22 protein-coding genes are annotated in these 24,164 nt (G+C 37.6%); 6 read left to right on the top strand and 16 right to left on the bottom strand.

All coding sequences use genetic code 11. The annotated features are described in order from the left end of the window. Positions 1-16: 16 nt before the first annotated feature. The 5 genes from Q0K35_RS04830 to Q0K35_RS04810 all read right to left on the bottom strand — a co-directional run bounded on the left by Q0K35_RS04830 (position 17) and on the right by Q0K35_RS04810 (position 5,509). The gene (locus tag Q0K35_RS04830) at positions 17-532 is read right to left on the bottom strand and encodes a ferritin (protein ID WP_294561540.1); all 516 of its coding nucleotides are present in this window, start codon (positions 530-532) and stop codon (positions 17-19) included. A gap of 61 nt (positions 533-593) precedes the next feature. Next, the gene (locus tag Q0K35_RS04825; protein WP_294561539.1) at positions 594-2,267 is read right to left on the bottom strand and encodes an ABC transporter ATP-binding protein; all 1,674 of its coding nucleotides are present in this window, start codon (positions 2,265-2,267) and stop codon (positions 594-596) included. Next, on the bottom strand, positions 2,264-3,913 hold the full coding sequence (locus Q0K35_RS04820) for an ABC transporter ATP-binding protein (RefSeq protein ID WP_294561538.1): 1,650 nt from the start codon (positions 3,911-3,913) through the stop codon (positions 2,264-2,266). The genes Q0K35_RS04825 and Q0K35_RS04820 overlap by 4 nt, the downstream gene beginning before the upstream one ends. 112 nt (positions 3,914-4,025) lie before the next feature. Further along, positions 4,026-4,265: a hypothetical protein gene (locus Q0K35_RS04815; RefSeq protein ID WP_294561537.1), complete on the bottom strand. Its 240-nt coding sequence runs from the start codon at positions 4,263-4,265 to the stop codon at positions 4,026-4,028. Beyond that, entirely contained in the window at positions 4,265-5,509 is a 1,245-nt protein-coding gene (locus Q0K35_RS04810) for a DNA polymerase IV (protein ID WP_294561536.1), read from the bottom strand. The genes Q0K35_RS04815 and Q0K35_RS04810 overlap by 1 nt, the downstream gene beginning before the upstream one ends. A 143-nt stretch (positions 5,510-5,652) precedes the next feature. Here Q0K35_RS04810 and Q0K35_RS04805 point away from each other — a divergent pair, with 143 nt between their 5' ends. Both Q0K35_RS04805 and Q0K35_RS04800 read left to right on the top strand, forming a co-directional pair. Next, positions 5,653-6,249 (top strand): S24 family peptidase, encoded by a 597-nt coding sequence (locus Q0K35_RS04805; RefSeq protein ID WP_294561535.1) that lies wholly within the window; start codon positions 5,653-5,655, stop codon positions 6,247-6,249. 128 nt (positions 6,250-6,377) lie between these two features. Next, positions 6,378-8,468, top strand: a complete 2,091-nt coding sequence (locus tag Q0K35_RS04800; protein WP_294561534.1) for a glutamine synthetase III — start codon at positions 6,378-6,380, stop codon at positions 8,466-8,468. A gap of 42 nt (positions 8,469-8,510) precedes the next feature. Here Q0K35_RS04800 and Q0K35_RS04795 read toward each other — a convergent pair whose 3' ends face one another. After that, positions 8,511-9,284, bottom strand: a complete 774-nt coding sequence (locus tag Q0K35_RS04795) for an HAD family hydrolase (RefSeq protein ID WP_294561533.1) — start codon at positions 9,282-9,284, stop codon at positions 8,511-8,513. Between the two features lie 148 nt (positions 9,285-9,432). On the opposite strand from Q0K35_RS04795, the gene Q0K35_RS04790 reads away from it, so the two are divergent. Further along, a complete protein-coding gene (locus tag Q0K35_RS04790) occupies positions 9,433-10,518 on the top strand; it encodes a hypothetical protein (RefSeq protein WP_294561532.1) in 1,086 nt (361 codons plus the stop codon). A gap of 256 nt (positions 10,519-10,774) precedes the next feature. Here Q0K35_RS04790 and Q0K35_RS04785 read toward each other — a convergent pair whose 3' ends face one another. The 4 genes from Q0K35_RS04785 to Q0K35_RS04770 are packed head-to-tail and all read right to left on the bottom strand — an operon-like array spanning position 10,775 to position 12,337. Further along, positions 10,775-11,239: a hypothetical protein gene (locus tag Q0K35_RS04785; RefSeq protein WP_294561531.1), complete on the bottom strand. Its 465-nt coding sequence runs from the start codon at positions 11,237-11,239 to the stop codon at positions 10,775-10,777. Next, on the bottom strand, positions 11,236-11,637 hold the full coding sequence (locus tag Q0K35_RS04780; RefSeq protein WP_294561530.1) for a DUF6120 family protein: 402 nt from the start codon (positions 11,635-11,637) through the stop codon (positions 11,236-11,238). Before Q0K35_RS04780 ends, Q0K35_RS04785 begins: the two co-directional genes overlap by 4 nt. A 2-nt stretch (positions 11,638-11,639) precedes the next feature. Continuing rightward, positions 11,640-12,008 (bottom strand): DUF6120 family protein, encoded by a 369-nt coding sequence (locus Q0K35_RS04775; protein ID WP_294561529.1) that lies wholly within the window; start codon positions 12,006-12,008, stop codon positions 11,640-11,642. A gap of 11 nt (positions 12,009-12,019) precedes the next feature. Then, entirely contained in the window at positions 12,020-12,337 is a 318-nt protein-coding gene (locus Q0K35_RS04770; protein WP_294561528.1) for a PadR family transcriptional regulator, read from the bottom strand. A 658-nt stretch (positions 12,338-12,995) separates the two neighbouring features. On the opposite strand from Q0K35_RS04770, the gene Q0K35_RS04765 reads away from it, so the two are divergent. Beyond that, a complete protein-coding gene (locus tag Q0K35_RS04765; RefSeq protein ID WP_294561527.1) occupies positions 12,996-13,244 on the top strand; it encodes a hypothetical protein in 249 nt (82 codons plus the stop codon). 126 nt (positions 13,245-13,370) lie between these two features. Then, on the top strand, positions 13,371-14,051 hold the full coding sequence (locus tag Q0K35_RS04760; protein WP_294561526.1) for a hypothetical protein: 681 nt from the start codon (positions 13,371-13,373) through the stop codon (positions 14,049-14,051). Positions 14,052-14,193: 142 nt separating this feature from the next. On the opposite strand, the gene adhE is transcribed toward Q0K35_RS04760, so the two are convergent. Both adhE and hflX read right to left on the bottom strand, forming a co-directional pair. Then, positions 14,194-16,842: a bifunctional acetaldehyde-CoA/alcohol dehydrogenase gene (gene adhE / locus Q0K35_RS04755; protein WP_294561525.1), complete on the bottom strand. Its 2,649-nt coding sequence runs from the start codon at positions 16,840-16,842 to the stop codon at positions 14,194-14,196. A 311-nt stretch (positions 16,843-17,153) separates the two neighbouring features. Continuing rightward, positions 17,154-18,377 carry a GTPase HflX gene (gene hflX / locus Q0K35_RS04750; RefSeq protein WP_294561524.1) on the bottom strand — a complete coding sequence of 408 codons (1,224 nt, stop codon included), beginning with the start codon at positions 18,375-18,377 and terminating at the stop codon, positions 17,154-17,156. 83 nt (positions 18,378-18,460) lie between these two features. Here hflX and Q0K35_RS04745 point away from each other — a divergent pair, with 83 nt between their 5' ends. Next, on the top strand, positions 18,461-18,856 hold the full coding sequence (locus Q0K35_RS04745; RefSeq protein ID WP_294561523.1) for an HIT family protein: 396 nt from the start codon (positions 18,461-18,463) through the stop codon (positions 18,854-18,856). 22 nt (positions 18,857-18,878) lie between these two features. Here the strand turns inward: Q0K35_RS04745 and Q0K35_RS04740 are convergent, their stop codons facing one another. From Q0K35_RS04740 to Q0K35_RS04725, 4 genes are all read right to left on the bottom strand, one after another. Beyond that, on the bottom strand, positions 18,879-19,919 hold the full coding sequence (locus tag Q0K35_RS04740; protein ID WP_294561522.1) for a ribonucleotide-diphosphate reductase subunit beta: 1,041 nt from the start codon (positions 19,917-19,919) through the stop codon (positions 18,879-18,881). Between the two features lie 9 nt (positions 19,920-19,928). Next, complete coding sequence (locus tag Q0K35_RS04735; protein WP_294561521.1) at positions 19,929-22,451, bottom strand: ribonucleoside-diphosphate reductase subunit alpha; 2,523 nt, start codon at positions 22,449-22,451, stop codon at positions 19,929-19,931. Positions 22,452-22,525: 74 nt separating this feature from the next. Beyond that, positions 22,526-23,428 carry a type II CAAX endopeptidase family protein gene (locus Q0K35_RS04730; protein WP_294561520.1) on the bottom strand — a complete coding sequence of 301 codons (903 nt, stop codon included), beginning with the start codon at positions 23,426-23,428 and terminating at the stop codon, positions 22,526-22,528. Further along, entirely contained in the window at positions 23,428-23,937 is a 510-nt protein-coding gene (locus tag Q0K35_RS04725) for a GNAT family N-acetyltransferase (RefSeq protein ID WP_294561519.1), read from the bottom strand. Before Q0K35_RS04725 ends, Q0K35_RS04730 begins: the two co-directional genes overlap by 1 nt. Positions 23,938-24,164: the final 227 nt, after the last annotated feature.

Below are 24,164 nucleotides of genomic sequence, written 5' to 3'. Positions count from 1 at the left end.
GTTTGTTTTTTCTCAACTAATCCAATGTTAAGGAAGGAGCTGAATAAACACGTGACTTATACTCGTTATCTAACATGTATAAGCCCTTTGGATCCGTACCGAACAATTCAAACCGGGTAATCATATCCATGGCATTCTTTTCTTCTTCTCCCTGTTCATCAATGAACCAGTCTAAAAACTGCATCGTTCGATAATCTTTCACATCAGCAGCTGTTTCGTAAATATGATGAATCAAAGAGGTTACATAACGTTCATGTTCAAGACTCGCATGCAAAGCATCAGAAAACTCTTTTAGCTCCTTGTCCGGCTTTGCGATCGCCTCTAAGGTCACTGCATGATCATTGTTTTGAAGATACTTCATAAACAGCATCGCATGATCCATCTCTTCTTTTGCCTGAATGTCAAACCAGTTTGCATAGCCATCCAAACCTTTGTTCTTATAATAATTCGAAAAATCAAGATACAGATAGGCAGAATACAATTCTTTATTGATCTGATCATTCAATAAAGCACTTACTTTTTCATTTAACATATAAATACCTCCTCTTTATCTTAAGTATAACTCGATTTTGAATGTTGTCAATTTATAATACCTAAATATCATCAAGTGAAGCTACTCGTTTTCCATTTTTAAGGCAGATGATCTGATCATTTGAACGCAAGATCTCCTTATGATGCGTAATTGACAATATCAGACGATCCTTGCTGATCGCATCGATTACCTCCAGCATCCTGTTTTCATTCAACGAATCCAAATTGGCACTCATCTCATCCAACAAAAGGATCTTTGGATCTGCCAACAGTGCCCTGGCAATCGAAAGAAGCTGACATTCCCCTTTCGAAAACATGCTTTCATCCGCAACAGTATCATAGCCATTTTCAAAAGAAAGCACCTTTTCATGCAAACCGCAAAGCTTCATCACCCGCTTGACATCTTCAAGAGAATAACGCTCATCCCGTAATGTTATTTGATCAAAGATGCTTCCTTTGATAAATACGAAATTCTGATCCACCAACCCGAAAATACGGCGCATGTCCTCTCTTTTGATTTCATGAGGATGATAGCCATTGATCGTGATTTCTCCTAATGTCGGCTGATAGAAACCCATGATCAGATGAAAGAGGGTACTCTTTCCGACTCCTGTACGTCCTATGATCATATTTCTTCTGTTTTGATCACATCTAAAGGATATATCCTGTAAGACCAAAGAATCCTGTTGATAGGCAAAAGACACATGATCAAACACAAGTTCGATATCCGGCTTATCAAAAAGCATGTCATAAGTCAAAGTCCGCTCCACCTTCTCTTCAGGAAGCTGATAAAAATCCTCAATTCTTTTCATACCGGATACGGCCTGCTGGATCGACTGGAGCTCATTGCCAAGATCTTCAATAGGTGTAAATAGCTGGCTCATCAATTCAATGCTGGCCGCACACATACCAATCGTAAGCGATGAAAAAGAAAGATAATCACTCGCTAAAAAAACGATAAAAACGATGACAAATGCACGCAGGATCTGTGTCAGCGGTGAATAAAGAGAATCATAGAAGTTGATTCTTTCATTATTTTTATAGGTTTCATCTAATTTATTTTCAAATTTATCGACGTGATACTTCTGCGTATGAAAGACCTTCATGATACGGGCATTACGAAGGGCATCATGAATCATCTTTGTCAGATCAGCGGTATAGATACGACTTTTCATCTGTACCTTCAGCATTTTTTTCTGGACCAGTCGCGTGAAAGCTATTAATAGCGGCAATAAAATGATCAGCAGGATCGCCAGCGTTGTCGAAAACATTGCAATTGAAATAATGATCCCTATGATCTTGAAACAGTTGACGACCATCGCAATGACACCACTGCTGAACACAGAAGAAATCGTCTGCGCATCATTTAGAAAATAAGATGAAATCAGCGATGGATCAACGCTTGTGAAATACGATGTCTGAATACGCTGGATCTTTTCCATCATCTCACTGCATATTTTCTGTGTCAATGACTGCCCGATCCATACAAAGCTTGTTTCCTTTGCCATCTCGACGATATTAACGGCTATGATAACGACAAAATAAGCAGCGGCTCCTGCCAAAAGCATGGAACGATTCATCGGTTTTAAGATATCATCAATGATGTAGCGCAACAGTTGTGCCGGCAAGAGTGAAAGCAAGATAGAACCAATCAAAAGAATGATCAATAAGATTGTAAAGAAGAGATGCTCTTTGATCAGCCGGCGGATACATTGCATCATAAATGAACGTTTCATACTTTTTCCTCCTGCATTACCAATGTTCGATAAGTAGGACTCTTCTTTAACAGCTCTTCATGTGTTCCTATCTGATACGAACCATTTTCCTCTAAAACGATGATCCAGTCAAATAAAGGCATCAGCTGCATCTTATGCGTGCTGATCAAGATCCCTGAATCATGATAATGCTCCCTCAGATTATGCATGATCTGTAATGTCGTACGCTCATCTAAAGCCGCAAAGGGATCATCAAGAAGCAAGAAATTCGTCTTGCTGAAAAGAGCCCTTGCCAATGCCAAACGCTGCTGCTGTCCGTTTGATAATGCACTTCCCCCGCTTCCGGCTTCCGTTTTTTCACGATCTGCCATATTCGCAAGATCTTCCTCAAACTGTGCATCTTCTAACGCTTTACGCAAATCACCATCACGACCCATTTTAATATTTTCTAAAATCGAATCACTCATCAGATAAGGATGATGTCCCATATAGCCGATTAACTGATCTGCTTTTAAGCTGCGTCCCTCTTGCATGTCAAAATATATATTCCCCTCATATGGATATTGACCTAAGAGGGCCAATAACAGAGTAGATTTCCCATAGGCGATCGGTGAACAAAGACCTGCGATTTCCCCTTTTCTTAAAGTAAAATTCATATCCTTGATGATCCAATCACCATTGGGATATGCGAAAAAGAGATGTTCGACACGCATCTCATTGACCCATGCACATTGTTTATTTTCATGAAGCATTACATTATCTTTCATATATTCTTTTACACGCATCCATGAAACCTGCGCCTTCTGTGTAATATTAAAGATCTTCGCAGCCTTGCTTGCCTTATCCGCCAAAAGCACATAAATGCTGATATAAGCCGTAAAATCACCCAGGCTCCAATTCCCATCGATCACATACTGACCACCCATGACAAGAATCACTAAGATACCGATCATCGAAATGATCTGATAGAACGGAGTTAATGCATTTTCCAATACAGCAACAAGCACTGCCTTCTTCTTCAGATCCTCCAATGAATGATAATACCTGCGCTTTGCTTTATCTTCCACAGAATTAGCCCGAAACAAAAGGACGTTGGAACACTGCTCAATAGTAAGATTTGCCATATCGGAGGAAGCCTTACGATAAATAGCAGTCTTTTTCTCCACATATCCTTTCATCAGCGTCGCTAAAAAAGAAGCCACCGGAATGCATAGACAGGCAAGAAGGGTACATTTTACATCATACATCAAAAGACCGAAAAAGTAAGAAATGATCAGCATCCCTGTATCAAAGACTTCTGTCATGACCTTACGCATACCTTCTGCACATAAATCAACATCACCCAATATCTTCGTGATCATATCACCGGATTCATTCTTTTCCATTTCTGCCAATGGCTCCGCAATCATCTGCGAGAACATGATCGAACGCATATGCAGGGTCGTCCGATTGGCAAATCTTCGCGTATAATAACGCTTCAACAGGCGGAGGATCTGGATCGCGCTGACGATAGCGATAAAAATAAATGACTGGGCAATCAGCGCAGAAAGAGATCGATGCTCAAGCAGGACATCTAAAAGACGTCCCTGTTCTACATTGATGGATACCATAAACAAGGAACAAAGCGTCCCTGTGATGACGATCGCAAGGATCAGCTTTTTTTCCATATAAAAATAACTTTTAATTTTATCAGGACGAACATTTTTATTCATAATTTAACTATATGCCAATTTTATTAATAAATCAATACATGAGCTTACATTATGACTTACACATGATTCAAGGCTTGGTGCTTTCAATGAACCAGCGATTTTTTTCATAAAAAAGCTTTCTTTCCTGGTCTTGAATGCGACAGCGGTATAAGATCCCGCAACCGCCCACTTCGCTCACTGCTTTACGAATTTCTAATATCCGGTCGATCGGATATTGAACCCCATTCTCCCATCTTAAGATCAAAGGTGTTAATCTGCCTTGCTTATCAATCAATGTAATGACATCCACATATCTCTTGTACAGCATTAGAAATATCCTACCGGAAAGATGATATGACTGCCCTTAGGATCAAAATCACTCAATTCTTCATCAAGCAGCATGCTGCACCGTTTCACGCTTCCAAAGCCATATCGTAAACGAATCTGATCGATCGTTTTTTCAAGGCAGTATCGTTTCTGACGGCTCATTTCATCTTCAAATAAGGAAAATTGTACTTTTTCACTTTCAAAGCATAAATGTGAAAGAGAAACACTAACACTTCTTAACGGTATAGAAAAATCATAATTGTTTTTTATTAGCTCTGTCACGATTTCCATCAGTTCATCACTTAAATTGGTTGCTCTTACCAGCGTTTTCTGACGGGAAAAGCTTTTCAGATCTGTATTTCTCAGCTGGATGCTGACACATCTTCCTGCCATTCCTTTTTCCTTCGCACGTGAAGCTACCGACTCACAAAGGACATAGAAAACACTTTGGGCATCTCGTAGATTTTTTATATCCTTGGGCGTCGTGATACCATTACCGATTGATTTTACTTCTTGACAGGCATCTATACGTGCTACCTCACTTTGATCATAACCATTGGCAAACCAATAAATGATTTCTCCCATTTTACCTAAATGCCGCTTCAATATTTCTACATCAAACCGTGCCAGATCACCGATCGTATGAATACCGAAGATTTCCAGCTTCTTTAAGGTCGCTCTTCCAACATATAAAAGATCGCCCACAGGCAGCTGCCATGCCTTTTCCTTAAAATTATCACGACTGATTTCTACCAATCCCATCGGTTTGATCATATCACTGCCAAGCTTGGCAAATATCTTATTGAAGCTGATACCGACCGAAATGCTTAGACCGATCTCTTCCCATACCCTTTTTTGAATCGTCCGGGCGATATTTAAGCCGCTTCCAAATAAAGACAGGCAGTCACTTACGTCGATCCATGCCTCATCCAAGCCAAAACTCTCTACCCACTCACTATATTCCCGATAGATATCCTTTACCTTTTCCGTATAATAAAGATATTCTTCATAATGAGGAGGAATGATGACCAGATCCTGACATTTCTGATATGCTTCATGCACTGATTCACCTGTCTGAATCCGATACTTCTTTGCCGGATCATTTTTTGCCAAGATGATTCCATGCCGCATTTCGCTCTTACCGCCCACGGCCATCGGTACATGACGCAGCTCAGGCACCATCATTTCCTCTATCTGTGCATAACAATGATTGATATCACAGTGCAAAATTACTCTTTCTTTCATCTTCCCGCCTCCGCTTTCATTATTTCATTTCCAATATCATTTTACAACACATTTTGATATCTTTTAACTGGTAATATTTTACTTGATAATTATCATATTGCATCTTTTGCTTTTTTTTGATATCATAAACATGAGGTGAGAGAATGCTGCAAAATCAGATCATTAAACAAAGAAAAAAACAATTAAGATTAAAGATCGATGATATCATGGAGGCCACAGGCGCTTCCCGTCCCAGCGTATGCCGCTGGCTAGCCGGAGATACGAAACGTATTTCTCCTGAGAAGCTGCAAAAGCTGGCAGATATCCTTCAAACGACACCGGATCATCTGTTGGGAAAAGATAATGTAAGCACCATGAAACCGATCTTGGGTATCGTGAAAGCAGGTTATGATATGTATGCCGAAGAAAATATCATGGGGTATGAGGAAGTCAGCGAAGATGAAAGCAGGCAGGGGGATTTCTATCTTCGAGTCAGCGGGGATTCGATGGTCAATGCCCGTATCTGTGACGGAGATTTATTATATGTGAAATCTTGCAGTGATGTCGAAAGCGGACAGATTGCGATCGTATTGATCGGTGATAATGAAGCTACTGTTAAACGTGTTATCAAAAAAGATCATTTATTGATTTTGGAAGCTGCTAATCCTAATGTTGAAAATCGTTATTTTAATGAAAAGGATATTGAGGAGCTTCCGGTTCGCATCATTGGCAGGGTCCTTTATAATAAGGTGCGCTTTTAAGACAGGAAATTTTAGTAAAAAAATTATTGACAATGTTTTTTCATAGTTCTATAATACGCATATGAAATGCAAAGACGCTAAATATGAGGGAGTATTTTAGCGCCTTTTTCATTTAAAGGAGGGTAAATATGACCAAAATTCAAGAAACGTTTGGAAGTCTGGTATTCAATGATGCCATTATGCGTGCAAAGCTGCCTAAGGATGTCTATAAGAAATTAAAGGCAACGATCAATGAAGGCAAAACTTTGGACGTCAATGTTGCGAATACAGTGGCAAATGCCATGAAAGACTGGGCGATCGAAAAAGGTGCGACCCATTTTACACACTGGTTCCAGCCGATGACCGGTATCACTGCAGAAAAGCATGACAGCTTCATTACCCCGGATGGTAATGGAGGAGTCATCTTAGAGTTTAGCGGTAAAGAGCTGATCAAAGGTGAACCGGATGCCTCCAGCTTCCCAAATGGCGGATTACGTGCCACTTTTGAAGCAAGAGGATATACGACATGGGATCCTACTTCGTATGCCTTTATCAAAGACAATACGCTTTGTATTCCGACAGCCTTCTGTTCCTTTGATGGAAGCTCATTAGATAAGAAAACCCCGCTGTTACGCTCGATGCAGGCATTAAATGATCAGGCACTCCGTATTTTAAAACTGTTTGGTAATGATGATGTCACCCGTGTTACGACAACCGTAGGATGTGAACAGGAATACTTTTTGATCGATCAGGATCTATATGAACAAAGAGAAGATCTTAAGCTTTGCGGACGTACCTTATTCGGTGCTTTACCTCCAAAAGGACAAGAGCTTGAGGATCACTACTTTGGTATGCTGGATAAAAAAGTCAGCGATTATATGCGTGATCTGGACGATGAGTTGTGGAAGCTGGGCGTTTACGCAAAAACCGAGCATAAAGAGGTTGCTCCAAGACAATTTGAATTGGCTCCTGTTTTTACCTCCAGCAATATCGCAACCGATCACAATCAATTAACCATGGAATTTATGAAAAAGGTTGCGAAAAAGCACAAGTTTGCCTGTCTGCTTCATGAAAAGCCTTTTGACGGCATCAACGGCAGCGGTAAGCATAACAACTGGTCAATGTCGACCAATACCGGTATCAATCTTCTTGAACCGGGTGATTCTCCGGCAGAAAATGCCCAGTTCTTACTGATACTGACTGCTTTGATCAAAGGTGTTGATGAATATCAGGATTTGTTAAGAATTTCTGTCGCAACAGCCGGCAATGACCATCGTCTTGGTGCCAATGAGGCTCCTCCGGCAATCTTATCCATTCATTTAGGTGATGAGCTCAATGCCATCCTTGAAGCAATTGAAAAAGGTGTACCTTACAATAAAACATTTAATAAAGTCATGGAAATCGGTGTTGATATCCTGCCTTCCTTCCCAAAGGACACAACGGATCGTAACCGTACCTCTCCTTTTGCCTTCACCGGTAATAAATTTGAATTCAGAATGCTTGGATCAGCACTCTCTATCGCTTGTCCAAACCTTATATTAAATACAATCGTTGCGGAAGAGCTCCAGCAGTTTGCTGACGTGTTAGAAACGGCACCTGACTTCAATAAAGCCCTCAATGATTTGATCCGCAAAACGATCAAAGAGCATAAACGAATCCTATTCTCCGGAAATGGCTATACGGATGAATGGGTAGAAGAAGCAGAAAAACGTGGTCTATTGAATTTAAGAACGACAACCGAAGCCCTTCCTTATTATACAAGTGAAAAGAATATCCGTCTTTTCACAAAGCATAAGATCTTCACAGTTGATGAAATGTATTCAAGAAAAGAAATCCTTCTTGAAAATTACTGCAAGATCATTCATATCGAAGCATTAACAATGCTGGATATGGCCAAAACACAAATTCTTCCTGCTGTCTTGAAGACCCAAAAAGAAATGACAGATATTATCTTAAATAAAAAAGCGGTATGCGACTGCTTCGATTGCTCAATGGAAATTGACACACTCAAGAAAATGGATGCACTGACAAAAGAAATGGTCGATGCCATGAAACGTCTGGAAGAAGAGAATGCTAAGGCTGAAGCATTGCCAACCCTTGAGGAACAAGGCAAAGCTTATTCAACATTGATTCTGGCATGCATGGCCGATTTAAGAAAAGCAGCTGATGCTCTGGAAACATTGACACCAAAAGAAAACTGGCCGATGCCAAACTATACTGATTTATTATTTACTGAATAATGATAACGATAAATAAAAGTGGTTGTTGTACAACCACTTTTATTATATAAATCCATAATGCTCACAGGCATGAACGATTCCATCATGATCACAGCTTTCAGTTACAAAATCGCTGACCTCTTTGACCTCATCGACGCTTTGTCCCATGGCAATACCGATCGTTGCCTGCCGTATCATTTCTACATCATTTCTGCCATCACCAAAGCAGACTGTTTTAGTCAGATGAAAATAATCCAGACACTTTTCAATACCTTTATATTTATGAAATCCCTTGATTCCTAAATCAGCATAACAGCTGTTCCCAATATCAACATTTAAGCCTTCTATTTCCTTTAGCGGAGCATAATCATAACCTTTAGGTGCATATGCCATCGCCATGATGATCTTCATCGAAGGATTATATTCCCCCTGGCTGGGAGCTGTTTCACGAAAAAACTCATGGGTGATTTTCACATATTCATTGGGCTGCTGGACACAAAACCAGTCATCAAGCGTTTCCAGTGAACACACAAGCTTATTGGCGTTGCATACATCTATGACCTGCCAGACAAGATCAGTAGGCAAATATGCCGTATAAATCACTTCATGTTTCTCATTTAATACACACTGTCCATTATTCAGCACCAAAGCATCAAAACAAATCTGATCCAATAGACCACTTTCCTTTACTGAGCTTAAGTTACGCCCTGTGGCAACTACGATCTTATGACCTTTTTTTCTTAATTGCTCGATCGTTTCCAATGTTCTTTTAGAAATCACATGATTACTCGGATATAAAGTACCATCAATATCGAAACAAAAACAAAACCTTTCCATAAAAATCACCTCGGTATTTATTATACTAAATATAAGAGAAGATTTCTATGAATATATTAATTTAAACTTCTATCGAAACAATGATTGCAAATGATGAATCAATATGATATACAATAATTGTAATAGTCATACAGGAAAGGGGAACCATATGAAAAAATATCATACCATCATTTTAATCATTTTATTACTTACAGGCTGTCATCAGGATCAATGGGAAGTCCAAACAAAAGAAACAGGCTATACGATCACTTCCCTGCATGTTTTAAATCAACTAAACAACAATACGATCAATCATCTGCTTTTTTCCGTGCAATCAGAAGATACCTTGAACATCGATTATATCAGCCACTCCTATGCTCATCTCCCATTAACAGCAACTCAGGCAAATCATGTACATTATACTTCTGATATCGCCTATACAAATTTCAAAAATTTTTATGAATTTAATTTATCCTCTCTTTCGCTTACAGAAGCCGAGAACCTTCTGATAACCCATCCACAACTCATTGAATATATCAAAACACAAGATGGTCTTTATTATATTAATAAGACAGATGAGCGTTATATTCTTTACTATGAAACTGCAAATGAAGTAAAAAAAGTCATGGATTTTTATTCATATGATGATTTTTATCACCAGAATGATCATATTTATTTAGAATATAAGCAATATATCGAAAGACCTTATATCTTATCAGATATTACTCATGGGGATCACTTCCAATTAAATACGATTGATGGTATCATTCAAGAAAATTACAATTTCGCTTTTCTAAAAAATTTTCATTTAGCCCATCCATTCTTTGTAACTTATGAAAAAATATACGGACAGAAAGGTTTTGAAGTTGTTACAAGCAATCAATCTTCATTTTATATTGAACCTACAAACTTTTTTCAACCGCTTCAAGACTACATCATCACTCAGAAACAGACAACTGAACGCATGTTGACCAAAATTATTACGATTGATGATGAAAAAGAATATGATATTGATATAAGTGAAAGAGTTTACGCTGAAATTTATCTTGGTGATAATACTTTCTTAAACAAAGAATCGATCAGTTATGATGAATATTCTTATAGTATCATTGAAATCAATGATTTTCTAATCACTAAAACTCTTCTTCCATTTCAGGAATTAGCATATTTCTTTAAGATCAGCGATCATCAATTAATCGCATGTATCACGGATGACATTCATCCGGCTGAATATTATCTGATTACACTTGAATAAATTTTTTGCTTCTTAAATAATGACTATATTATATACATATTTTTTATATGTATCATTGACAAAGATATATCCTTTTGATATTATAGTCTTGTGATAACACAACGTTGATTCACATGGGAAGATAGAGAAATCAAATATAAATAAAATCATAATAACAGCATAATTTTCACTTATAACTATTTTATGTTCCATAAAAATTAAAATAGATTTTTATATGTGAGGATATGAAAAGAAGCATCTTTTTGATGCTTTTTGTTTAATAAAATGATCCTGTTGGTGAACACGATAATGTGAAATTGACCGGATATAATGACATTGCAGGAGTGTAACGCATGATGACTGATGCCTTTGCCTGATTGCCGCTTGTGGAAGCCTTCTTGCTGAATACCTGCCAGCCACTGCTGATATTGGATACTGATACAGAAGCGGAAAGGCACTTTGATGTACTGCCGTTATATTCAAATGTACCTGTAAGCGTTGCTATCCATAATGTTTCACCTTTATCGTTTTTGTAGTAATATTTTTTATAATTTGATACTGTTTTTGTAGTACTGTATGTACTAATACCCTTTTGATATACAGGCTCTCCTATTTCAATCTCTACATTGAAATTTTCATCTTGGATAATATCATCATTTGCATAAATATTATTCGGTAATATACTTGGTAATATACTTATTGATAAAACTAAACATAATAAATATTTTAATAATTTTTTCATTTTTTTTCTCCTAAAAATACAGACTCTCCCATTTCGATTTCAAAATAACAATCCGGACATACCGACTGATAATTTTTCACAAACTCCATGTAATCATAAGCTCTCCATGCCGTAAAACTAATGACTGCTACGGATATGATACCAATCAAACCATTTCGGATGATATTACGTTTATGAATCTGTTGTTTTATATAATCAAAGCTTATTGATTCATAATAATTCGCAACAATTTCCTGCGGTTCGCCAAAACGATCTCTACATTCATAATAAGAAGCTGCTTCATCCATTTCATTGTTGATCGTTTCAATGAGTTTTCTTAAAAATTGCTTTTCTTTCTTTCCATATACCGGAAAGATTTTTTTAATGTTTTTAATATAGTCCTTTCTTCCGTATGTCATAATCAACCCTCTTGATCAATATAAATATGAGGTACGATATTATCATTATAATATACTTGATAATCCCATTTCATATCTTGAAATTTCGCACCAATTAAAATCAATAAGATTGCCATTATCCCAAATGACAGAGCCAACACTTTTTTACGATTCATCTGTTTATATAGATAATCGTAATTACTTTCATAATAAAAGGAAGCAACGACTTCATTAGGCGATCCAAACTGATTTACATAGTCCTCATAGGTCATTGTTCCATTTGCGGATTCTTCGACACTTTTCGAAAATTGACGAATAAACCTTTTCACCTTTTTATCTCTCAAAGGAAAAATATACTTGATATCTCGAATATATTGCTCTTTAGAATTCATTGCTTACACCCCTAAAACTTAATGATCTTTTCAATTTGTCTACACATCTTACGATAATCTTCAACCATATCGTTAAAATATTGAATTCCCTTTTCTTCAAGATGATAATAAACCCTAACCTTTCGATTCACGATTTCTTCTCTGGTAGATACATATCCCTCTTCTAACATACGATAAAGGATCGGATACATAACTCCTTCTTTTACATCAAAAACGTCATCAGTCACTTCTCTAATCGTCGAAGCAAGCTCATAACCATAATAATCTCTATGCTTTAAAACACCCAAAAGAAGCATTTCAATTTTAAACAGATTATTTCTTTTTGACATACGTCACCTCTATAAAGAATGATACAATATAATTATATTATATTCAATACATATTTTTTATAGGTATAGATTGACAGATAAATTTCAGTAAGTTATTATATAAATGTAATAATCCAATGAAAAGTGAAAATATATAAAGAGTTATATATCATCAATTTTATGGTTATCTTGCTACTTTTAATGTTGAATATCAGCCTTGCTTCTTAATATTTTGAAAGGAGTATAAAATGAGCCAAAACATCCTAAAAACATGCAATAATTTCTTAAGAGCCAATTCTTTAAATTTTATTTGGATGATCCTTTTACTAAATTCTATAAGTATTTGGAAAACTGATGAAATCTATTTTATCATAATTCGTATCATAGCTCTTATCGGAGGAGTCATAGAGCTATTATGGTGCTTTAGGCTTCTGAACATTTTAGATAGATACTCATTAACAGCTGAAGAAATGAAGGTAAGCAAGGCTTTAAAATTCCTTTATGTCATCTACTTACTTCAATTGATTCTCTTCGTCATTATTATTTCACTTGGGTATAAAAACTTTCTGTTAGGATTACCCATAATTGTTACATTTCTGATTTGGTGCTTAATTCTTATATTCATTTCTGTCATTTCTAATAAAAGAGTGAAATTTATAAAAAAGAAAGGAATATCTTCATGAAAATATATATAAATAAGAATCAATTAAAAGATAATGATCAAAAAATACCTCTTGGAATCAAGATTTTTGGAATTATCGGATTACTTGGTTTATTCTATTGGTCATATAAAATAATCATCGATAACAATTATTCATGGGAAGTTTGGATTCAAATTACGGGTTCTATCGTATTTATCGCAGATTACTTATATTATTTATTTATCGCAGATTACTTATATTATTTATTGAAAGGAAAAAGGCTTTAACAATAAATATAACTTTTTGGATTTATAAAATAATCGTGGGTATGATCAGTTATTACATGCATGACTATCTTGTTGTTTCTATATTGTTTTATTGAAACGTAACATTCAGAGAAAGGAGGATCATTTATGAAAAATTTAAAGGAAGCTGTAAACTTAATCTTCAGTAATACAGGTATCGCATTCAAGATATTTGTGATCGTATTAATTGGAACCGTTTTGGAATATGTATTGAATCAGCTAGGAATGATTGGTTCATTGCTTTCTATCATCGTATCTTTCTATATGGTTGTTTTGATTGGGTATCTTTTGAATGTACTGCTTGTTGAAAAAAGAGATTTAGGACTTCAGACATGTTTTACGCAATCCTTTGAGCTAATTAAGAGCAGTTGGACTAAAATTGCCGTTACATTTTTAAAAGCGTTTGGAATTGGATTTATAATTATTCTGATTGCTACCGGTTTCGTCATGCAGATCGTAAACTCTACCCCTAACATTCAAAGCCTGATAATGGGGACTGATCAGATTACTTTTACACCCAATACATCTTTTATGCTGTTCATTTCCGCAATTATGATATTTGCTGCCTACTTATTTGAATTTGTCATATTTATGGCCTATTATAAAGTATATGGATATATTCTTGGTAATGATGATATCCGTGCAAAGAGAAAAGACTGTATCTTTATGAGCCTGATCGTATTGGTTGGATATATTCCTTTTGTCGGAGGTATTTTGCGTATTTTCATCTTATTTCTGTTTGAATTGAAAATCCTTCTTGATGTTAAGGAAGTAATTGCAGAAGAATAAAATATCTTCCTTTATTCATCAACAGGAAGATAGAATTTATTATAGTCATTGAATTAGATAAAGATTTGCTTAAGAAAACATCTGTTCATCATGTGAACAGATGTTTTTTCGATATATACCCTATCGTATGGTGTTTTTTAAATTAGTTTCCTTTATAAGATTTTTCAAGGATATCGATCATATCATTGATCATTGGCAGTTTAGGGTTTGCCGGTGAACACTGATCCTCATAAGCAAGAAGAGCAATCTTTCTTTCAGTAGCCTTCCATGTAGCTTCATCAATATTCTGATCAGCAAAGTTCATCTTGATGCCGACTTCTGCACCTAACTCAGCACATGCCTTTGCATAAGATTCTACTGCTTCTGCAGGTGTTGATGCAGGAAGACCTAACAGCTTTGCAATTTCCTGATATTTCTCATCAGCTTTGTAGTAGTTGTATTTTGGCCATACAGAGTTTTTCTGTGGTTTTGTACCATTGTAACGAATGACGTGTGGTAATAGAATAGCATTGGCACGTCCGTGAGGAACATGGAATTCAGCTCCGATCTTATGTGCCAATGAGTGGTTGACACCTAAGAACGCATTAGCGAATGCCATACCTGCAATACAGCTGGCATTGTGCATCTTTTCTCTGGCTTCCGGATCATTCTTACCATTTTTGACAGCTCTAGGAAGATATTTGAATACCATCTTGATAGCCTGTAAGCATAATCCATCCGTATAATCATTAGCTAAGGTTGCAACATAAGCTTCCGTAGCATGTGTCAATACGTCCATACCTGTATCAGCTGTAATTGAAGCCGGAAGATTTGTCGTAAAGGCAGGGTCTACGATGGCAATCGTTGGTGTCAGCGAGTAGTCTGCCAATGGATATTTCTTATTTGCGATCTTATCTGAAATAACGGCAAATGGTGTTACTTCTGAACCTGTACCACTTGTTGTCGGGATACATACCAGATTGGCTTTCTTTCCTAATTCAGGATAACGGAAAGCACGTTTACGGATATCAATAAATTTCTGTTTCAAATCATCGAAGTTTACTTCAGGATGTTCATAGAACAGCCACATTCCCTTTGCAGCATCCATACAAGAACCACCGCCAAGAGCAATGATCGTATCCGGCTGGAAGCTTCTCATAACTTCTACACCGCGCTGTACCGTTGCGATTGATGGATCCGGTTCTACATCACAGAAAAGCTGGTACTGTACCTTGTTTCTTCTCAGATTTAACTGATCCGTTACCTTATTAACAAATCCCAAATCAACCATTGAACGGTCTGTTACGATGAACACACGGGTCATTTCACGCATATCCTGTAAGTATTTGATAGAATCTCTTTCAAAATAAATCTTTGATGGAACCTTGAACCATTGCATATTGTTATTTCTTCTCCCCAGTCGTTTGATATTCAACAGATTGATTGCACTGACGTTATTACCTACAGAGTTATGTCCATAAGAACCACAGCCCAATGTCAATGAAGGAAGGAAGGCATTATATACATTTCCGATTCCGCCAAAGGTTGCCGGTGAATTCCAGATGACACGGATCGCTTTCACACGTAATCCAAATTCTTTTGCAAGGGCTTCATCTTTTGTATGAATTGCAGCTGAATGACCAAGACCGTTAAATTCAACCATCTGTTCTGCCAATGTCATACCTTCTTCTGTTGAATTTGCCTTTAATACTGCCAATACCGGTGACAATTTTTCACGTGTCAGAGGTTCTTTTGGTCCGACTTCTTTACATTCAGCACACAAAATGACCGTCTTTTCAGGTACTTCGAATCCGGCCTGCTTTGCAATCCATGTAGCGTCCTTTCCAACCATGACACTATTCAGCTTCGCACTGTCAACGTCTTTTGAATAAGCCGTTACACCGAACATATATTTTTCAAGCAATTCTTTTTCTTTTTTATTGACAAAGTAAACGCCATACGTTTTGATTTCTTTCACGAAATCGTTGTAGATTTCTTTATCTACGATAGCAGCCTGCTCGCTGGCACAGATCATACCGTTATCAAAAGCCTTTGACAAGACGATATCATTGACAGCCTGTCTTAAGTTACAAGTCTTTTCAACATAAGCAGGAACGTTTCCGGCACCAACACCTAACGCCGGTTTACCGCATGAATAAGCAGCGCGTACCATTGCATTTCCACCGGTTGCCAGGATCGTTGAAACATCCGGATGGTTCATCAGAGCATTCGTTCCTTCCATCGTTGGATGTTCGATCCACTGGATACAGTTCTTAGGTGCACCGGCAGCAACTGCAGCCTTATACACGATCTGTGCTGCCATGATGGAACATTCTACCGCACTTGGATGGAATGAGAAAACGATCGGGTTTCTTGTCTTCAAACAAATCAATGATTTAAAGATGGCCGTGGATGTCGGGTTTGTTGTTGGTACGATACCACAGATGACACCTACCGGCTCTGCGATCTCAACGATACCATCGACATCATCTTCTTTGATGATACCAACCGTACGTGTATGACGCATATTGTTTACAACGTGCTCACAAGCAAACAAATTCTTCGTTGCCTTATCTTCAAAGACGCCTCGTCCTGTTTCCTCAACAGCAGCCATTGCCAAAACACCATGCTGATCCAAAGCAGCTACAGATGCTTTCGCAACAATATAATCTACCTGTTCCTGATCAAGCTTCATAAATTCGTCTAAAGCTTCTACTGCATTCGCAACAAGTCTATTCACTTCTTGAACAGCAGGACTTACTTCTTCTTTAACTTCTTCTACTACTTCTTTTTTTTCTGTTTTTTCAGCCATTTTACTTCTCCTTTTTTTCACACACAAAAGATATCATTTGTGAATGGACTTGTAAAGCATTATTTGTTATTTTTTTCACATATCGTAAAATGAAAACGTTTACCCCCGGGTTTTTCATCAAATTCTTTTCTTCCTTTTTATCGTTTGTGAAATTTTTCATTTTTATTTTTCAAGTATTTGTGAAATGAAAACACTTTCAGTTTATAAGCATTAAAAAAAGCCTTTTTTTAGGGCTTTTTGTTATATTTATGATTTCACAAACCGTCGTTTTCCAAATATCATTTTTGTGAATTTTAACCTTAATTCACAACTTATTGAAATAAAGATACATAACGATGATCAACTTCGATCTGATACTCCCAATGATCCTGTTTTTCTACACAAGAAAGAATATTGGCAAACCGATGAACCTTTGCATTCAAATCAACATCCTCATAATCAACACTTATTTCCATCATCGTTTTTTCCTTGCGAATCATCTCTGCGATCGCATCCAGGACATCACGGATACCTACGCCTTTTTCAGCACTGATATAAAAATGATCTTTTTCATTTTTCTTGTATTCACATAAATCACACTTATTATGGAGCACCCACATCGGCGTATCTTCGACAGATAACTTTTGTAATGTTTTTTGTGTTACGTCCATATGTTCCAAAACATGCTCACTGCTCTCATCAACGACTTGCAGGATCAGGTCAGCATCATTGACGCTTTCCAGCGTTGAGTGAAAGGCATCGATCAATTCATGCGGAAGATGGGATACGAAGCCTACCGTATCCGATATCAAAAATTCAACTCCTTTATAAGAAACATGACGAATGGAAGCATCCAGGGTCGCAAACAACATATCTTTGACATAAACATGCTTATCATCATCAATTTCACAATAACGGAGGATCTCATTCATACAGCTGCTTTTTCCGGCATTGGTATAACCGACCAAAGATACCATTTTCAAATCAGAACGATGGCGTTTTCTTTTCATTGCCGCTAATGATTTTTTTACTTCTTTCAGTTCCTTTTCTACTCTTTGAATACGAATTTCATATTTTCTGCGGTCTAATTGATACTGCTTTTCACCCTCACCTTTATTCTTGCTGCCTCCACGCATTCTGGAGAAATTTTGCTGAGTATGGATGACAAAAGGCAGCTCATGCTTCAAGGTAGCCAATTCAACCTGAAGCTTCGCCTGTTTCGTATGTGCCCGTTTACCAAAAATCTCAAGTATACAGTCATTACGGTCAAATACCCGCACACCTAACATCTCTTTTAAAGTACGCATCTGACTGGGCGTGATCGGTGCCGCAATCATACATGCCGAAGCATGCGTTTCTTCGATCATTTGTTTGATCTCGTAGATTTTTCCCTCACCAAAATAAGTGGCCGGATGAGGGGTCCTTCTTCTTTGAATGATCTCTCCTACGATTTCATAATCACAGGCTCTCGCCAGACCCTTCGTTTCTTCAAACTGGCCCTCGACATCTTTTTCTTTTTCTAAATACAATCCTGCACATACAATTTTATGATTCATAGCATCACCTGTATTTATTATACCATAGATTCTTGAAACTTTTCGTAAGTTGGATTATGATAATAAAAAAAGGAGAGAAAACTATGTCATGTATATTTTGTAAGATCATCGATCATGAAATTCCTTCATCTGTTATCTATGAAGATGAAAGTGTCATCGCATTTTTAGACGTATCACAAGTAACCAGAGGACATACCTTGGTTGTTCCTAAAAAGCATGTTGCCAATATTCTGGAATGTGATCCGGATACCTTGTCCCATCTGATTCAAGTTACCCAGATGCTGGCAAAAAGGATCATGGAACGAACAAATGCCAAAGGCATCAATATTTTAAATAACACTCACGAAGCTGCCGGACAAACCGTGATGCATCTGCACTTTCATATCATTCCACGCTATGATGAAAACGATGCGATTCAAATTGAATTTCATGAATCTGAAAAACAAAATCTTGAAGAATTGTGTGCATTATTAAAATAAAAGGAGCGATGGCTCCTTTTCATTATAGATCATCCACCAAGGCACTTGACTTTGCATAAGCACTGGAACGTGCTTCAAAGAAATCTGTTTTGATCATATTGGCATTGGAATAACGAGAAACCCATTCCATTGATTTTGGTTCTTCTTCATATCCTTCATACAAGATTCCAAGACCTATGCCCTGACTTCTTAAATTACCTAAATACTTTACATAATCATGGATCATCGTTGGTGTCAATCCTTCAATCTCATTCCCGATGGCATATTCGCCCCATTTGATCTCTTCTTCAACACCCTTACGGATCATATTACGATATACTTCTTTCTTTTCTTCATCAAAAAGCTCCGGCTCTTCCTTTTGTAATTCCAAAAGAATGCTTCTAAATAACCAAAGATGCGTATTTTCATCACGATTGATATAACGGATTTCCTGTACTGAACCCGGCATCTTGCCATTTCTTCCAAGGTTATAGAAAAACATAAAACCTGAATAGAAATAAATACCTTCAAGGATATAGTTGGCAATCATCATCTTTACAAGAGTTGAGGCATCCTTATGCTCTTGGAAATCATTATAAAGATCACCAATAAACTTATTGCGATTCAACAGCTTTTCATCATTTTTCCATTGATAGAGGATATCTTCTCTTTCCTGTGGAGCACAGATCGTATCTAACATATAGCTGTAGCTTTGTGAATGAACAGCTTCCTGAAAAGCCTGAATCGTCAAGCAAAGATTCACTTCATTGGCAGTAATATATTCGCCTACATTCGGTAGATTTGCCGTCTGTAATGAATCAAGAAAGATCAGAAAGGAAAGTATCTTATCATAAGCCGTCCTTTCAGCTTTACTTAAAAGGCGATAATCCTTGATATCCTGATTCATATTAATTTCCTCCGGTATCCAGAAATTATTCATCGCCTGACGATACCAGTCACTGACCCACTTATATTTCATATTATTGAAATCATTCAGATTAGTCGTATTTCCATTGATCATTCTTCTCTTTGTTACTTCAATATCGCCATTTTCATTAAACAGCGCTTTTTTCTTTAATTCCATGATTTCCTCCTAAGATGCACATGATTCACATTCTTCGACTTCCAATGAACGGGAACGGACATAATACAATGTTTTTACTTTTTCATGATAAGCCAGCAGATAAAGATTCAAGACCTGACGCATCGTAAATTCGTTGGTAATATATAGATTTACAGATTGTGATTGATCGATATGACGCTGTCGCACACCGGCTGCTTTCACAAGCCATGTCTGATCGATCTGATGCGCCTGCTTATAAAGCCAGAAAGTTTTTGGATTCAGATCCGGAGCAATACGGGTAATGATGCTGCCCTTTTTTTCCTCCAAGAAATATCGATTCATGATCGGATCGACCGCTGCTGTCGTAGCCGAGATGATCGACGTCGAAGAAGTCGGTGCGATCGCCAAAAGATACGCATTGCGCAATCCATCCTGATGTACTTTTTCTTTTAACTTTTGCCATTTTTCATCAGTATAGCCACGCTTTTCAAAATATGCTCCCGTATCCCAATCGCTGCCTTCAAAGAAATCATAGCAACCTTTTTCTTTGGCTAATGCACAGCTGGCTTCAATTGCATAATAATTGATTTTTTCATAAAGCTGATCGACAAACTGAAGATGATCTTCACTTTCAAAGGCAATGCCCTGTAACGCTAACATATGATGGTAACCACTGGTTCCCAGTCCGATCGGACGATATTGCTGATTGGTGATCCGGGCAAAAGGTAATGGATAATAATTAAGATCGATGACATTATCCAAGGCTCGTACCGTAAGAGAGATGATTTGTTTCAGTTCACGCTCATCATTTACATTGATCTTACCCAGTGTCAGTGAAGCAAGGTTACATACCACAAAATCACCCGGTACATATTCATCAACAATGATCTTTTCACCGTCTACCTCTACAATTTTCTGTGAACGGTGGGATAGGGCACTCATATTCTGTGCAATTTCCGTACATAGATTACTGCAATAGATCATTCCCTTGTGGGCATTAGGATTCGCTTCATTCACGATATCACGGTTAAAAGTAAAAGGTGTACCGGTTTCTACTGCACTCTTGATGATCAACCGCACAAGATCTCGTAAAACAATCGCTCTTTTTGAAATACGGCTGTCAGCAACACAGCTTTCATAACGTCTTTCCCATTCTTCCCCATAAAAATCTTCCAGACAGTATCCCTTCACCTTTTCAATTTCATGAGGATCCATCAGATACCATGTCTGTGAAATATCTTCTTCTACCATTTTCCAGAATAAATTTGGATAGCAGACAGCCGGAAAAACATCATGAGCCTTCTGACGATCATCACCATTATTCGTACGCAATGCCAAAAACTCCGGCAGATCCTTATGCCATGCATCTAAATAAACAGCAACCGCTCCTGAACGGACACCCAGCTGATCCACGGCTGTCGCCGTATCATTCACTAATTTGATCCAACGGATCACACCACCGGCTGCCCCCTGAAAGCCACGGATATCGGAACCATTCGCCCGTACCTTTCCAAAATACAGACCCATGCCGCCGCCATGCTTCGATACCTTCGCAAAATTATCCAAGCTCTTATAAATACCATCCAGCGAATCATCTACCGTATCAATAAAACAGCTTGACAGCTGGTGAAACGGTTTACGGGCATTCGCCATCGTTGGTGTAGCCATCGTCACCTTCAAAGAACTTAACAACTCATAAAACTGCTTTGCCCAAAAAAGACGCTTTTCTTTCTCGGCCATTGCCAAATGCATTGCGATGCCCATGAACATTTCCTGCGGTGTTTCCAAAAGCTCATGTGCATGAGAGCTGATCAGGTAACGCTTATAAAGCAGATCCAGACCGCTATATGTAAATAAATCATCATTTTCTTCCTTCAGACAAGACTCCAGCTCATCAATTTCTTCCTTAGAATAATTTTCCAAGATATAGCTTCCATAATAGCCTTCTTTTTCCAAAAAACAAAGCTTATCATAAAAGCTCATAAGGTGATGACGTTCACACTGTTCATCAACCAGAAGATGAAGTTTTAAATTTAAAAAGCGAGCAGCGATCTTCTCCCACTGTGGTGCTTCAACACTGATCAGTTCAACACAACAGCGCATCAGAATATCCAGACATCTGATCGTATCCAAACCCTCATCATAGTAAGACTGATACTTTAAAAACAATGGCTGAAAAGATACTTCATCAAACTCTTTTTCAATTTTATCTAACAATAAAACGATTCTTTCATCCGGAATAAGATTCTGAATCATTCTTCTTTCTTCTCTGATCTTCTGACGTTTCTGACGATAGAGAATATAACTTTTTGCCTCTTTGAAATATTGAAGCTTCATCAATATCTCTTCTACCTGATCCTGAATATCTTCAACACTGCATAATCTTCCATGTAATTCTTCTTCATGAACCCTTTTTTCTACAGACCGGCATATCTCTTCCATATGCTCATCCAAGATACTGTTCTGCGTACTTTCAAAAGCTTTTTGAACTGCATTTCTAATTTTTTGTGCATTAAAATCCTCAAGCCGCTCATCCCGTTTTATGATTTTCATAGTAACACCTCGTATTTCTATTATATTGAAATCAGCACGACTATAAAGTAAAATGCCCGAAATTCTTCGGACATCTATGCTCCTTTTTGTTTTTTGCGTTTATATAAAAGACAGAAAATAAGAATCGTTATAATTTCTATCAAAAAGACACCGATACCGCCTTCAAGTCCAAAACTGCCGCCACTGACCAATGCATTCCCGACAAGTTCAAATTTAAATACCGTAGGTCCCATGCTCATACCGGAAACCAGGATACCATAAAAATTACCTTGGGCAAAATTCCACATGGAATGGGCACCGCTGGCTGCCCAGATATCATCAAAATATACAGCCATGCAGCTAAAAGAAAGACCCGCCAGAAAGAGATTGACCAGCGCTAATGGCGAAACACCCGGATTTCCTATGTGAAGAGCCGCAAAAAGCAATGAATTAAACATCATACTGAAAAATACGGAATAACTTTTGCTCAACCCAAACATCATGAAGCCGCGGCACATCAGTTCTTCCTCAAATCCCTGAAACAAAAAGCCGACAAAATACAATAAAAGTAAAACAAGATTACTGAGATCAATACCTGCAAATCGTGCTCCACCTGACACATATGTGATAAGCATCGCTCCTGAAAGCGTCAAAAAGCCGACTGCTAACCCTATCAAATAATGCTTCAAGGCATGATGACTGCTTAATCCCATCGATTCAAAGCTGCGGCCATGCATCTTAATGCCGACATACAGGATCATCAATGACATCACGATCGTCAAATACAAGTTATAAAGCGTCATCGACTGAGAAGCCAAGACCGTATCAATCGCTTCCACAGAATCAAGATCACCGATCACCAACGGAAGGACAAGAACCGATTGCACGACACTGCCGATCAGCATCACTGCCGCTATGATCAAACAATAGGTCGCCGGACTTTTTATCTTTGAAATCCCATCCTTATATTTACTTTCCTTCTTAAACAAATCAAACATTACTGATCTCCTTTTCTTATTTCATAATAAACGACATCATGTGCTTTCCCCTGCCATTCAATTTCATCCTTTACGGTATGTGAATACTTCATGCCGCACTTCTCCATCACCCGCCATGAACCAATATTTTCTTTGAATGCAGCCGCAGAAAAAACATATCCCTCATCCTTTTTCATCAATTCCTTCAAAACAGCCCCCAAAGCTTCACTCATATACCCCCTGTTCCAATATTTAGAAGATAAGGCATACCCGATTTCAATATTTTCATCATCATGCTGATTCTCAAAAACAATTCCGATACATGCATGATTTTCTTTTAATTCGATTCCATAACTAAAGATCTTTTTCTCAAAAAAAGCCAACATTCCATCAAAATCAAACGTATCGAAGGTTGTTGCATAACGGCCCAAAAAAGTCTGCAAGACCTTTTTATCATGAAAAATATTCCGATAAATATCATAAGCATCATTCTTTTTTAATTTTCTTAATATCAGTCTTTCTGCTTCCATGATTCTATGATAGAACAATACAAAGATGTTGTCAAAACAAAAATTATGCATAAACTAGAGTATGATAAAAATAGGTATCCTCCCCCGTCTTAACAAAGATCTGCACCGCTATGTCTTTTCCTCTTATCTGATTGATAAGATGAGAGCGTATAATGTGATTCCCTTGTTTCTGTTTGAAGAAACTCAGTTTTATGAATGTGACGGCTTCATCTTAGCCGGAGGCGGCG

The organism is uncultured Traorella sp. (assembly GCF_944327115.1).
Classification (GTDB): domain Bacteria; phylum Bacillota_I; class Bacilli_A; order Erysipelotrichales; family Erysipelotrichaceae; genus Traorella.
Note: the sequence above shows the minus strand (reverse complement) of the source record. Positions and strands in the feature narration are given on the sequence as shown.